Origin of the sequence: Candidatus Marifrigoribacter sp. Uisw_064 (assembly GCF_047730175.1) — a bacterium.
In the GTDB taxonomy this organism is placed as follows: Bacteria; Bacteroidota; Bacteroidia; order Flavobacteriales; family Flavobacteriaceae; genus Marifrigoribacter.
The window spans coordinates 1,893,751-1,908,061 of the sequence record NZ_CP159833.1 but is presented as its reverse complement, the minus strand read 5'-3'; the positions used below and the strand labels follow the sequence as shown (position 1 = coordinate 1,908,061).

12 protein-coding genes are annotated in these 14,311 nt (G+C 33.0%); 7 read left to right on the top strand and 5 right to left on the bottom strand.

Translation table 11 applies throughout. The annotated features are described in order from the left end of the window. Positions 1 to 62 precede the first annotated feature (62 nt). From folE to ABXT64_RS08680, 5 genes are all read left to right on the top strand, one after another. The gene (gene folE / locus ABXT64_RS08700) at positions 63 to 740 is read left to right on the top strand and encodes a GTP cyclohydrolase I FolE (protein ID WP_443632540.1); all 678 of its coding nucleotides are present in this window, start codon (positions 63 to 65) and stop codon (positions 738 to 740) included. Between the two features lie 12 nt (positions 741 to 752). Beyond that, positions 753 to 2,237 (top strand): cysteine--tRNA ligase, encoded by a 1,485-nt coding sequence (cysS, locus tag ABXT64_RS08695; protein WP_443632539.1) that lies wholly within the window; start codon positions 753 to 755, stop codon positions 2,235 to 2,237. After that, positions 2,237 to 2,476: a membrane protein insertion efficiency factor YidD gene (gene yidD / locus ABXT64_RS08690; protein ID WP_443634946.1), complete on the top strand. Its 240-nt coding sequence runs from the start codon at positions 2,237 to 2,239 to the stop codon at positions 2,474 to 2,476. The genes cysS and yidD overlap by 1 nt, the downstream gene beginning before the upstream one ends. 291 nt (positions 2,477 to 2,767) lie before the next feature. Next, entirely contained in the window at positions 2,768 to 3,700 is a 933-nt protein-coding gene (lgt, locus tag ABXT64_RS08685; RefSeq protein ID WP_443632538.1) for a prolipoprotein diacylglyceryl transferase, read from the top strand. 8 nt (positions 3,701 to 3,708) lie between these two features. Beyond that, the gene (locus ABXT64_RS08680; RefSeq protein WP_443632537.1) at positions 3,709 to 4,197 is read left to right on the top strand and encodes a DUF192 domain-containing protein; all 489 of its coding nucleotides are present in this window, start codon (positions 3,709 to 3,711) and stop codon (positions 4,195 to 4,197) included. Positions 4,198 to 4,275: 78 nt separating this feature from the next. Here the strand turns inward: ABXT64_RS08680 and secDF are convergent, their stop codons facing one another. The 4 genes from secDF to gyrB all read right to left on the bottom strand — a co-directional run bounded on the left by secDF (position 4,276) and on the right by gyrB (position 11,142). Continuing rightward, the gene (gene secDF / locus ABXT64_RS08675) at positions 4,276 to 7,275 is read right to left on the bottom strand and encodes a protein translocase subunit SecDF (protein ID WP_443632536.1); all 3,000 of its coding nucleotides are present in this window, start codon (positions 7,273 to 7,275) and stop codon (positions 4,276 to 4,278) included. Between the two features lie 138 nt (positions 7,276 to 7,413). Then, positions 7,414 to 8,010, bottom strand: a complete 597-nt coding sequence (locus ABXT64_RS08670) for a hypothetical protein (RefSeq protein WP_443632535.1) — start codon at positions 8,008 to 8,010, stop codon at positions 7,414 to 7,416. 72 nt (positions 8,011 to 8,082) lie between these two features. Next, positions 8,083 to 9,009, bottom strand: a complete 927-nt coding sequence (gene mdh, locus ABXT64_RS08665) for a malate dehydrogenase (protein ID WP_443632534.1) — start codon at positions 9,007 to 9,009, stop codon at positions 8,083 to 8,085. 192 nt (positions 9,010 to 9,201) lie between these two features. After that, positions 9,202 to 11,142, bottom strand: coding sequence for a DNA topoisomerase (ATP-hydrolyzing) subunit B (gene gyrB / locus ABXT64_RS08660; protein WP_443632533.1), 1,941 nt, complete (start codon positions 11,140 to 11,142; stop codon positions 9,202 to 9,204). Positions 11,143 to 11,417: 275 nt separating this feature from the next. On the opposite strand from gyrB, the gene ABXT64_RS08655 reads away from it, so the two are divergent. Further along, a complete protein-coding gene (locus ABXT64_RS08655) occupies positions 11,418 to 11,963 on the top strand; it encodes a DUF2911 domain-containing protein (RefSeq protein ID WP_443632532.1) in 546 nt (181 codons plus the stop codon). A gap of 50 nt (positions 11,964 to 12,013) precedes the next feature. Here the strand turns inward: ABXT64_RS08655 and ABXT64_RS08650 are convergent, their stop codons facing one another. After that, a complete protein-coding gene (locus ABXT64_RS08650) occupies positions 12,014 to 12,643 on the bottom strand; it encodes a 7-carboxy-7-deazaguanine synthase QueE (protein ID WP_443632531.1) in 630 nt (209 codons plus the stop codon). 120 nt (positions 12,644 to 12,763) lie between these two features. Here ABXT64_RS08650 and ABXT64_RS08645 point away from each other — a divergent pair, with 120 nt between their 5' ends. Next, positions 12,764 to 14,308, top strand: coding sequence for a helicase HerA-like domain-containing protein (locus ABXT64_RS08645; protein WP_443632530.1), 1,545 nt, complete (start codon positions 12,764 to 12,766; stop codon positions 14,306 to 14,308). Positions 14,309 to 14,311 lie beyond the last annotated feature (3 nt).

Sequence of the window (14,311 nt, the reverse complement as noted above, 5' to 3'; positions counted from 1 at the left end):
TTTTCCAACTATTTACGAATCCGTATCTTTGTGCATTCTTTTTAAACAAAGAATGATTAATTATGGATTTAGAAAAACAGTTAAAGGCTATAGAAGAATTGGGAAACGATCATGTTGGCACCTCTTCAGACACGCCTTTAAGAAATGACGCTTTTGATAAAAGTGATATTGAAAAAATCGCACTTATTAAAGAAGATGTTAAAAGTATATTAATCACATTAGGATTAGATTTAAACGATGATAGTTTAAAAGGAACTCCTACACGTGTGGCTAAAATGTTTGTAAATGAGATATTTGGAGGTTTACATCCAGATAGAAAACCAAAAGCATCAACTTTTGATAACAAGTATAAATACAATGAAATGCTTGTTGAAAAAAACATCACACTTTATTCAACCTGCGAACATCATTTACTACCTATTGTAGGTAGAGCTCACATCGCATATATTTCTAACGGAACTGTAGTTGGATTATCTAAAATGAATAGAATTGTAGATTATTATGCTAAACGACCTCAAGTACAAGAACGTTTAACTATCCAAATAGTCAAAGAATTACAAGAGGTACTAAATACAGAAGATGTTGCATGTGTAATCGACGCAAAACATTTATGTGTAAATTCTAGAGGAATTAGAGATATCGATAGCAGTACTGTAACAAGTGAATTTGGTGGAAAATTCAAAAATGTAGAAACACGCAGAGAATTTTTAGATTACATTAAATTAGATACAGAATTTTAACATCACATTTTAATGAAATTATTCGAACAGCAGAAATTAAAGCTTTACAATTCCCTTTCAAAAACTAAAGAAAATTTCACTCCTATAAACGAAGGAACTATAGGCATGTACGTTTGTGGGCCTACGGTTTACAGTAATGTTCATATGGGAAACTGTCGAACATTTCTTTCTTTCGATCTAGTTTTTAGATACCTAAATCATTTAGGGTATAAGGTACGTTATGTTCGAAATATTACAGATGCAGGACATCTAGAAAACGATGGTGAAAGTGGTGACGACCCTATTTTAAAAAGAGCAAGGTTAGAACAAATTGAACCTATGGAAGTGGTGCAACGATATACAGTTGATTTTCACGAAACCATGAAGTCATTTAATGCTTTACCTCCAAGTATTGAACCCACTGCTACAGGACATATTATTGAACAAATTCAAATTATTTCAACTTTAATTTCTGAAGGTTATGGCTATGAAACAAATGGCTCTGTATATTTTGATGTTCATAAATTTAATGAAGACCATGAATACGGAAAATTGAGCGGGAGAAAATTAGAAGATATGGTTGCTAATACACGTGAATTAGCGGCACAATCTGAAAAAAAGAACCCTCAAGATTTTGCCCTTTGGAAAAAAGCAGGACCTACGCATATTATGAAATGGCCTTCACCTTGGGGCGATGGTTTTCCTGGATGGCATCTTGAATGTTCAGCGATGAGTACAAAGTATTTAGGCAAGCAGTTCGATATACATGGAGGTGGTATGGATTTAAAATTTCCTCATCATGAATGTGAAATTGCGCAATCTGAAGCTTCAAACAAACAAACACCCGTTAACTATTGGATGCATGCTAATATGCTTACGTTAAACGGTAAGAAAATGTCAAAATCAACAGGTAATAATATTTTACCTAACGAATTATTTTCGGGCAATAATGATAAATTAAGTAAAGCATTTTCAGCTACGGTTTCAAAATTCTTTATGTTTCAAGCACATTACAGAAGCATACTAGATTTTTCAGACGATGCTATGTTAGCTTCAGAAAAAGGATATAATAGATTAATGGATGCTTTTCATTTAATTGATTCTATTTCACCTTCTGAGAAGAGCAGTTTTGATGTTACAACATGGAAACAATCATGTTATGATGCCATGAATGATGATTTTAATAGCCCAATTTTAATTGCTCAATTATTTGAAGCTGCTAAAGAACTTAATTCAGCAAAAGCGGGCGCCTCAACATTTTCAAAAAGTGATTTAGCCTTGATTAAAACAACAATGCATGATTTTATTTTTGATGTTTTAGGACTAGAAGATGCATCATCTAATGTAGCTAATGATGGCAATCAATTATCGGGTGCAGTTTCTTTATTAATAGAATTAAGAAACCAAGCACGGGCAAATAAAGACTTTGATACTAGTGATAAAATTAGAGACGAATTACTAGCTGTTGGTATTCAATTAAAAGACGGCAAAGACGGTACATCCTTTTCATTAAATTAATTTTGAAAAAAGTACTAACATATCCGTTCGTATTAATAATTCGTTTTTATCAATTAGCTATATCACCCATTCTTCCTTCTACTTGTAGATACAGCCCTACTTGCTCACATTATAGCATAGAAGCGTTACAAACTCATGGATTATTAAAAGGGACTTGGCTTTCAATTAAAAGAATTTTTAGTTGTCATCCTTGGGGAGGTAAAGGATATGACCCAGTTCCGAAAAAGGATGACAACTAGCAAACGCGCAAGCTCGCTTGTTCGCTAAAAATGTAAAGCGTACATTTTTTTAACGCTCCAACGCCTTGAGGAGGTAAAGGATATGACCCAGTTCCGAAAAAGGATGACAACTAGCAAACGTGCAAGCTCGCTTGTTCGCTAAAAATGTACAGCGTACATTTTTTTAACGCTCCAACGCCCTGGGGAGGCAAAGGGTATGATCCAGCACCTATTTCAAAAAAAAGAAAAAGTTAATTGTTCTTAAATGCCAAATGGCTTTTTTATATTTACGCTTCAATAAAAATAACGCAGATGCATTTTTTAAGTATTGTTTGGAATCCTTCTGAAGGAATTGATTTAGGTTTTTTTGTAATCCGCTACTATAGTCTCATGTTTGTTATAGCATTTACTTTGGGTTGGTTTATCACAAAGAAGATATTTATACGTGAAGATGTTTCATTAGATAAATTAGACAGCCTTTTTATTTATATGGTGGTTGCTATTTTATTAGGAGCTCGTTTAGGACATGTACTTTTTTATCAAAGTGAATTAATTTTCGAAGATCCTCTTTCTATATTTCTTCCTTTTAGAACAGTTCCTGAATTTCAGTTTACAGGCTTTACAGGTTTAGCAAGTCATGGAGCAGCCATAGGAGTAATTATTGCCATGTTTATCTTCAGTAAAAAAGTGATGAAAAAAAACATCCTTTGGATCTTAGATCGCGTTGTTATAGCCGTTGCAAGTGGAGCCATTTTTGTTCGAATTGGTAATTTTTTAAATTCTGAAATTATCGGAAAAGCAGTACATGGTGACTTTCCGTTTGCAGTGAAGTTTATGCGAAATACCATAAGTAAATATGAAGTAACTAGTATCACAGGAATAAAAGACGTCAATAAAGCCTATCAAGCGCTTGAATCTGATCCTCAATTTGCTGAAACATTAGCTAAAATTCCTTTCAGTCATCCAGCACAGCTGTATGAATCTATAGGTTATGTTTTTGTATTTATTATTCTTTGGCTGATCTATTGGAAAACAGAAAAAAGAAAGCAATTAGGATATCTTTTTGGAGCATTTTTAGTATTGTTAATGACCGTTAGATTTTTTGTAGAATTTTTAAAAAAGAGTCAAGGCGGATTTGAAAGTGATTTAGGAAATTTATTAACAACAGGACAATGGTTAAGTATCCCATTTGTAATTACAGGATTATATTTCATGTTTAGATCTTCAAAGAAAACCATTTCATAAAGATATATATGAGAAGAATAATTTATACCATAGCTATTATAGGAACTACTATTCTATTTACAAATTGTGTTGAAAAAAAAGAAACAAAGGTGCTTACTAAAATAGTATCCTTTAAAAAAGAGGGTGATTTAAAGCTTCTAAAAGCCGAAAGCGATTCTTTACTAGTAACACTACAAATTGAAATTGCAGACAATGAATACGAAACACAAACAGGTTTAATGTATCGTAAATCAATGGAAGATAATCATGCGATGCTTTTTATTTTTGAAGATGAAATAAGACGCTCTTTCTATATGAAAAACACGGAGTTTGCCCTAGACATTATCTTTATTAATATGGATAAAGAAATAGTAAGTATTCAGAAAAATGCACAGCCACTTGATTACACCTCGCTTCCTTCAGACGCTCCTACTATGTATGTTTTAGAAGTAAATGCTGGCTTATCAGACCAATGGGGAATAGCACCAGGAGATACTATTGAGTGGACTACTAATTAGCTCTATTCTAAATATTAAAACATAAAAAAGACCATCAAATATTTGATGGTCTTTTTTTATTCCGAAGAAAAGGAAAAACTATACTTCTTCCTCTTCTTTACTTTTATTTGTTAAATCAATTCCTCTTTTCTTTACCGTATCATACATAACCGGTGTAGCAATAAATAGAGATGAGTATGTTCCAACTAATACCCCTATAATTAATGCGAAGATTAATCCTTTAATTGAATCAGCTCCAAAAATGAATATCGAAAATAATACTATTAATGTAGTAAGAGACGTATTTAACGTACGACTCAAAGTACTATTTAATGCTTTATTAATTACTTTATCCATTTTCCAAGTAGCATGTTCATTAAATTCTTCACGAATACGGTCAAAAACAACCACGGTATCATTCAGCGAATAACCAATTACTGTTAATATCGCAGCAATAAACGATTGTCCGATTTCCATGTTAAAAGGCATAAACTTGTAGGTAAGTGAGAAGATTCCAAGAACTATTAATACATCATGGAATACTGCAGCTACCGCACCTAAACTAAATTGCCATTTTCTAAAACGCAATAAGATATATAAGAATACAACTACTAATGATCCTAATACTGCCCAGAATGAAGCTCTCTTAATATCATCTGCAATCGTTGGACTCACTTTATATGATTCCATTCTACCAGCTACCTTATTTTCATCATCACTCTTAAAAGCTTCAAAAGACATTCCTGCAGGAAGGTGAGATTTAACACCTTCGTACAGCATACTTTCAATCTCTTCATCAACCTCAGCACCACTATCATCTACTTTATATTTAGTTGTGATTTTTAATTGATTATCACCACCATACGTTTTTGCTTCAGCACTTCCATAGATTGCAATTAAATCGTCTTGTATTTGTGTTGCATCTACATCTTTATCGAAACGAACAGTATAAGTACGTCCACCAACAAAATCAACCCCTTGGTTTAATCCATTTACAAATAAAGAACCTAAACTTGCAAGAACTAAAACTCCAGAAATAACATAAGCCATTTTTCTTTTCTGTAAGAAAGCGAAGTTATTTTTAGTTAGGATATTTTTTGTAATTGAAGTAGAACATGGTAATGGTTTACCATTTTTAGTATATCTATCAATAAATAACCTTGTAATAAAGATGGCAGTAAATAAAGAAGTAGCAATACCTATTAATAAGGTAGTTGCAAATCCTTGTATTGGACCTGTTCCAAATATTAATAAGATTAAACCTGTTAGACCTGTGGTAATATTTGCATCTAAAATTGAAGAAAGTGCATTTCTAAATCCATCATTAATTGCATCTGTCTGAGTTTTCCCTTTAGAAAGTTCTTCTTTAATCCTATCGAAAATAAGTACGTTTGCATCGACCGACATACCAATCGTTAAAATAATACCCGCAATTCCAGGCAATGTTAATACAGCACCTAAACCAGCTAAGATTCCAAAAATAAACAGGATGTTTACGATTAAGGCAACATTTGCAAAAATACCAGCTCTACCGTAATAAAATACCATCCATACTAATACAAATGCTAATGCCAATAAGAATGAAAACATTCCACTATCAATAGCTTCTTGTCCTAATGTTGGACCTACTACTTCACCTTGAATAATTTCTGCTGAAGCTGGTAATTTACCCGCACGTAAAACGTTTGCTAAATCTTGTCCTTCTGTAATACTAAATGTTCCTGAAATTTGACTTCTTCCTCCTGCAATTGCTCCAGTTGTAACACCTGGCGCAGAATAAACAACGTCATCTAATACAATGGCAATCTGAGTTTGATTGGTAAAAGCCCTACCTGTCATCTGTTCCCAAACTTTAGCTCCTGTACCATTCATTTGCATATCTACTACCACACGACCTAATTGATCATATGATTGTTGAGCATCTACAACAACACCACCTGCTAATGGAGGAATATTATCTCTATTCGCTTTAATAGCATAAAGAGATGCTGTTTTCTCACCTAAGTCTTCATCCATTTCTGGTAAACCCCATGCAAATTTTGCAAATCTTAAATTGTTTCCTAATAAAGCACGTATTTGCGGCATCGCTAAATACCCATCAATCGTAGCCATATCCTTCACTCTAAAGTTCCCTAAGATAGGTCCGCCCTGATAGCCAAATGATGCTATTTTTGAAAATATTGGATCTTCTTGTGACCCTCCAGATAATGAATCTGTTGCATCTTCACCATCTAATAAATCGTTGATTTCATTATCAGCAATATCTGTAGAATCTGTAACTACTTCTTCTTTTACTTCAGGTTGTATTAATTCTTTAAGCTTGTTATTTGCTTGCTGTAAGAAAGCAGACATATCATCAAACTTATACACATCCCAGAACTCTAATTGTGCTGTACTCGTTACTAATTTTGTAACACGCCCAACATCTTTAGCTCCTGGTAACTCTACAAGTATTCTTGCACTTTTACCTAAACGTTGAATGTTTGGTTGCGTAACCCCAAATTTATCGATACGCTTTCTTAATACTTCAAAAGCTGCAGTAATTGATTCGTCAATTTTTCTTTCAATTACAGGCTCCATTTCCTCATTCGTCATTGCAGCATTCACATCATCCTCTAAATTTTTATTAAAGAATATATCTGGAGAAGCTAATTTATTATCTCCTGGAAGTGCTTCAAACGCAATAAAGAAAGATTCAAGATAGGTATCTTGCGCATCTTTTTGTAGCTCTGTTGCATCGTTTAATGCTTTATTAAATGCTGCATCTTTAGAATTATTTGCTAAGCCTTTTAAAATATCTTTTACTGATACTTGAAGAATTACATTAATTCCACCTTTTAAATCTAGCCCTTTATTTAACTCTTTTTCTTTTGCTGTTTCATAATCAATACCTAAAAACACTTTGTCTTTAGCGATTGAATCTAAATAATTAGCTTCTGCATTGTCTCTTAATTTTGGTTCAGTAACAGCAAATTTATTATTTGCATACGCTTCTGCTTCATCTTCAACTGAACTTGAAATATATGTAAAGGAAAGTTGGTATAAACTCACCAATCCGAACAATATTGCAAATACTTTAATAAGTCCTTTATTTTGCATTCTTCTTTTTTTTGTGGTCAAATTTTTTAAAACGAGCAAATAATATATTTACACGAAAGTTTTGACAATTAATTTAATTATTTGAAATATGATTTTCAGCTTAACAATTAGAATATTGAAAGCTGTTTACGAATTCTTCTAAACTCGAGGTCCTGCTCTAACTTCAGGTATATTATGTGTAGAATGATCAATTGCAATTGCAATTTTATTTTGTATTATATAAGCTACTTTTTCAATACTATTTCTATCGCTTACTTCAAAAGAATTAATAGATTTTACAGCAGGATTAAAAAATCGCTCACTTTTTTGCCTTACATCAACCACCGTTCCGTTAAAGTCGGAATCAGTTTCATTGCTTTTTTGAATTTCATTTACATCAAGTTGATACTCATTTGATGGAAAATTAGAAGAGTCTGTAGAATTATTTGAAGAAATTCCGAAATCAATATTTTTCTTTGAAGAAAACAATTCCTTTATCGACGCTACATCAACATCACTATGGTAGGTAATTTTTAATGTGCCATTAACCTCTTCGTGTACTTTAATATTATCAACACCAAAATCCTGCAATAGTTTTTTTACAATTGCAATGGTGTTTTGAGTTTCAAATAAGCTTACTTCACTATTATTAAATTGAACAACGATTTCCTGGTTTGGATTCGAGTATTGTTCAAGACTTGCCCCAGATAAAGCAAGTATAATAATAAAAGTACTTAAGTACCATTTTAACTTCATGCGCCAAATATAAAAAATAAAGACTGTATTTCTACAGTCTTTACCTAATTATCTATTATAAAATATTGAATATTATAAATCTAGCAAACCATTTGTTTTACTAACACCTTCAGCACTTTTCAGCATGTGCTCATTTTCAGCATCACTTAATTTAATGTTTACGATCTTTTCAATTCCATTTTTACCTAATACTACAGGTACACCGATACAAATATCATTTAATCCATATTCACCTTCTAAATAAGTTGAACAAGGGAATATTTTTTTCTGATCACAAGCGATTGCCTGTACCAATCCTGATACAGCAGCACCTGGAGCATACCAAGCAGAAGTTCCTAATAATTTAGTTAATGTAGCACCACCTACTTTCGTATCTTCTAAAACTTGTGCTAGTCTTTCTTCTGAAATAAATTCAGAAACAGGCACACTATTACGAGTAGCTAGTCGTGTTAAAGGAACCATTCCAGTATCACTGTGACCTCCTAAAACAATACCATCGACATCACTAATTGGAGCACCTAATGCTTCCGCTAATCTATATTTAAAACGAGCGCTGTCTAGAGCTCCACCCATACCAATAATTCTATGTTTTGGAAGGTTAGTCGTTTTATGAACTAAATAAGTCATTGTATCCATTGGGTTACTCACCACAATGATGATCGTATTTGGAGAATGCTCAATTAAACTAGAAGAAACAGTTTTCACTATTCCAGCATTAATTCCTATTAATTCTTCTCTAGTCATTCCAGGTTTTCTTGGAATACCACTAGTAATTACAGCGATATCACTATCAGCAGTTTTTGAATAATCGTTTGTAGAACCTACAATTTTAGTATCAAAACCGTTTAATGATGCTGTTTGCATTAAATCCATTGCCTTTCCTTCAGCATACCCTTCTTTGATATCTAATAAAACAACTTCACTTGCGAAATTTTTGATTGCGATATATTCCGCACAACTTGCACCTACTGCTCCTGCTCCAACAACTGTAATTTTCATTTATTTATTTTTAAATTATTATAAAATTTTATTCAAAAAGCATGATTTTTTTGAGATTGCAAAAGTACAAAAAGCATTTCTTTTTTATATTTGAAAAAAGGTATTATTTACTAGTTTTCAAAATATTATCTAAATCTAGGATATAAAAAAAGCCTGAAAATTATCAGGCTTATTTATAGTTCAAAATTGATTCTAAGTATCAATATTTGCATAGACTGCATTCTTTTCGATAAATTCTCTTCGAGGTGGCACTTCATCACCCATTAGCATAGAGAATACACGATCTGCTTCAGCTGCACTATCAATTACAACTTGACGTAAGGTACGTGCTGAAGGCTTCATGGTAGTATCCCATAATTGTATGGCATTCATTTCCCCAAGACCTTTATAACGTTGAATTTTACTTCCCTCACCAAATTTAGCCATAATAATATCACGCTGATTATCATCCCAAGCATATTCTTTTTTAGCTCCTTTTTTAACTAAATACAAAGGTGGAGTTGCAATATAAATGTGACCTCTTTCAATTAATTCTTTCATATATCGAAAGAAAAAGGTTAGAATCAAAGTTTCAATATGACTACCATCGACATCGGCATCACACATAATCACTACTTTATGATAACGTAATTTTTCCAAATTCAGCGCTTTACTGTCTTCTTCTGTTCCGATAGTAACTCCAAGTGCAGTATAAATATTTCGAATTTCTTCATTTTCGAACACCTTGTGTTGCATTGCTTTTTCAACATTCAGAATTTTACCACGCAAAGGCAAAATTGCTTGAAACATTCGATCACGCCCTTGTTTTGCAGTTCCACCAGCCGAATCTCCCTCTACTAGAAATACTTCACATTTTTCTGGATCTTGCTCGGAACAATCTGAAAGTTTTCCAGGAAGACCTCCCCCACTCATTACAGTTTTACGTTGCACCATTTCTCGTGCCTTACGTGCAGCATGACGTGCTGTAGCAGCTAATATTACTTTTTGAACGATCGTTCTAGCGTCGTTCGGGTTTTCTTCAAGATAGTTTTCAAGCATTTCTGAAACTGCCTGACTTACCGCTGCTGAAACCTCTCTATTTCCTAATTTTGTTTTTGTTTGCCCTTCAAACTGTGGCTCAGCTACTTTTACTGAAATAATTGCTGTTAATCCTTCACGGAAATCATCTCCAGCAATATCAAATTTCAATTTATCCAGCATTCCTGAAGCATCTGCATACTTCTTTAAAGTATGAGTTAAACCTCTTCTGAAACCTGATAAATGCGTTCCACCTTCATGGGTATTAATATTGTTTACATACGAATGTAAGTTCTCACTATACGAAGTATTATAAATCATTGCCACCTCAACAGGGATATCATTTTTTTCCCCTTCCATTGAAATTACATCTCCTATAATTGGTTCACGAGTTTCGTCTAAAAACCGAATAAATTCTTTTAACCCTTCAGTACTTGTAAACTCTTCAGTAACGAACTCACCTTTTTCATCTGTTTCTCGCTTGTCAGTAAGTGTAATTGTAATTCCTTTATTCAGAAAAGACAATTCACGTAAACGACTTGCAAGTGTTTCATAGTTATATTCAGTAGTTTGCTGAAAAATCTCATGATCCGGCTTAAAAGTAATAATTGTACCTCTATAATCCGTTTCTCCTATAGGTTTTGCAGGATACATTGTTTTTCCACGTTCGTACTCTTGCTCCCAAATTTTTCCGTCGCGATGTACCGTAGCTTTTAAAGCAGCAGACAATGCATTTACAACAGATACACCAACACCGTGTAAACCTCCAGAAACTTTATATGAATCTTTATCAAATTTACCTCCAGCACCAATCTTTGTCATTACTACTTCAAGAGCAGAAACACCTTCTTTTTTATGGATATCTACAGGAATTCCACGACCATTATCTTTTACAGAAACTGAATTATCTTCATTGATCCAAACATCAATGGTATCACAATGGCCTCCCATTGCTTCATCGATTGAATTATCTATTACTTCATATACCAAATGATGCAAACCTCGCACACCAACATCTCCAATATACATAGAGGGTCTCATGCGCACATGCTCCATTCCTTCTAAGGCCTGAATACTATCGGCACTATAGCTTCCTTTTTTCTGTTCTTCACTCATATATTTATTCCTAGATTTTAGTCAAAATTTACATAACAAACAAATATAACAAAAGCCCTAATAACACAACCGTTTTCGCCTATGTATCACCATGAAGTTATTAACAAATTAGTGTGAAAAAACTACTATTTTTTTAATAATTATATAAAAGATTATTATCGTGTTAAGTATGTCACCTATTCACGACAAATTTTAGGAATAGAATAAGTAAAAAATTAACAAAGCCTTATTAGTTTTTTATAATCTGAAATGTAATTTTAATCCCATAAAAACAAATGAAAAAATTTACAACAATTTACACCTCCGTATTTGCTTTATTAATGATCGTCAGCACTAACATGCAAGCTCAAAAATATAGTTCTTTAGACAAAAGTCCTTTAGACATAGCTTCGTATCCAAACGATTATAAAGACGCAAACAAACAATTAAAGGTAATCTATAGTAGACCACAACTTAAAGAGAGATCTTTAAGCAAATTAGCTCCAAACGGGAAAGTATGGCGTACTGGTGCCAATGAAGCTGCCGAATTAGTTTTATATTCAGATTTCAACCTAGGAGAAACCTCTGTAAAAGCTGGAACTTATAGCTTGTTTACAATTCCTGGAGAAAAGGAATGGACGATTATATTAAGTTCAGACTTAAATGTTTGGGGGTCCTATTATTATAATGAAGCAAATGATGTTGCTAGATTAACTGTACCAGTGATGAGTGATAAAGAATCTATTGAAGCGTTCTCAATTGCTATGGAGAAAGGTGAAAACGGAGTAGATATGTATTTAGCTTGGGATACACTAAGAGTTAAAGTGCCTTTTACTAAATAAATTAAAACAGAATTAAAAAAAGCCCATTTATAAATTAAATGGGCTTTTTTTTAAGGTATATTTAAATACTTATGGGTTTGTAAAGAAACGACCCACTTTGGATTATTCATGACATAGTCTACTATCTGTGGCATCATTTTATCACGATTACTCCATTCGGGTTGTAAATATAAAATACAATCTTTAGATACTCTTTCAGCCTGTTCTTCAGCAAATCGAAAATCATCTTTATTAAAAATAATCATTTTTAATTCATCTGCTTTAAGGTAAACATCTTCCTTAGGTAATTTATTTTTCTTTGGCGATAAACAAATCCAATCCCATTGCCCAGTCAATTGATACGCACCAGAAGTTTCAATATGAACCGTCATTCCTTTTTCTTTAAATAAAGAAGTTAAAGGTTTCATGTCCCAAATTAAAGGCTCTCCTCCTGTAACAACCACCGTATTTGAAAATTTTGATGCATTTGAAACAATTGTTTCAGTTTTTGTGGGAGGATGCAGATCTGCATTCCAACTCTCCTTAACATCACACCAATGACATCCTACATCACAACCGCCTATTCTAACAAAATAAGCCGCTTTTCCTTTATGGTACCCTTCCCCTTGAATCGTGTAAAATTCTTCCATTAAAGGAAGCATTTCACCCTTATCTACTAGTTCTTTTATTTCTTTCAGCATAGTCGGCAAAGGTACATATTATCAACTTTTAAAAAAGCGAAAAATATATTAATCCTTTTTTAAGTGTCGAATCTTTCAATAGCTTGCTTACAATTATTACTTTTAACAAAAATTAATTGAATGGCAGATACACAAGCTTTTTTTGATTATATCAATGAAGGAAACAAAACGAAAGGCGAAGCTATCACCCTAGGTGCAGCTATGCTTGATGGTGAGACTGTAACGAATGCCCTTGTAAAGATACCTTTAAAAACACTGAATAGACACGGCTTAATTGCAGGCGCAACAGGTACTGGAAAAACTAAAACGCTACAGGTTTTAGCGGAAAATCTTTCAGAAAAAGGGATTCCTGTTTTATTAATGGATATGAAAGGTGATTTAAGTGGTATTGCACAACCAAGTCCTGGACATCCAAAAATTGATGAACGACACGAAAAAATTGGCATCCCATTTGAAGCTAAAAAATTTCCAGTAGAAATTTTATCTCTTTCAGAACAAGGGGGAGTAAAGTTACGTGCTACAGTTAGTGAATTTGGGCCTATTTTACTTTCAAGAATTTTACAGGTTTCTGAAACACAAGCTGGAATTATATCTGTAATATTCAAGTATTGTGACGACAATAAATTGCCTTTATTAGACCTAAAAGATTTCAAAAAAATTCTTCAATATTCTACTAATGAAGGAAAAAAAGAATTTTCTGATAGCTACGGACGAATATCACCTGCATCGACAGGTGCAATTTTAAGAAAAGTTGTAGCATTAGAACAACAAGGTGCTGATTTATTTTTTGGTGAAAAATCATTTGATACGGATGACCTTCTTAGAATTGATGAAAATGGAATGGGATATATCAATATCGTACGATTAACCGATATTCAAGATCGCCCTACGCTATTTTCTACTTTCATGCTTTGTCTATTAGCAGAGATATACTCAACGTTTCCTGAACAAGGTGATAGTGGAAGACCCGAATTAGTTATTTTTATTGATGAAGCACATTTAATTTTTAATGAAGCAAGTAAAGCACTAATTAATCAAATTGAAAGTATTGTCAAGTTAATTCGTTCTAAAGGGGTAGGATTGTATTTTGTTACACAAAATCCAACCGATGTTCCAGATGCGGTATTAAGTCAGTTAGGTTTAAAAGTACAGCATGCATTACGTGCATTTACTGCTAAAGACAGAAAAGCTATTAAGCTAACTGCTGAAAATTATCCATTATCTAGCTATTATAATACCTCTGAGGTTTTAACATCTTTAGGAATTGGAGAAGCATTAGTCACTGCGCTTAATGAAAAAGGAATTCCAACACCATTAGCTGCAACGATGCTTCGTGCACCTATGAGTAGAATGGACATTCTTGAAGATGATGAATTAAAAGAAGTTTTAGACGCCTCTTCTTTAATTAAAAAATACAACAAAGAAGTTGATCGAGAAAGTGCTTATGAGTTGTTAAATGAAAAAATTGAAACGGCAGAAAAAGAAGAAGTAAAAAGAAAAGTTCGTGAAGAGAATGAAGCTGTTGAAAAATCTTCATCGCGTTCTTCTTCCCGAAGCAAAAGTAGAAGTAGAAAAAGTACCAGACAAAATCCATTTATAAAAGTACTTACAAGTCCTACCGTAATTAGAAGCGTTTTAGGAATTTTAGGAAAAATGTTACGTTAATAA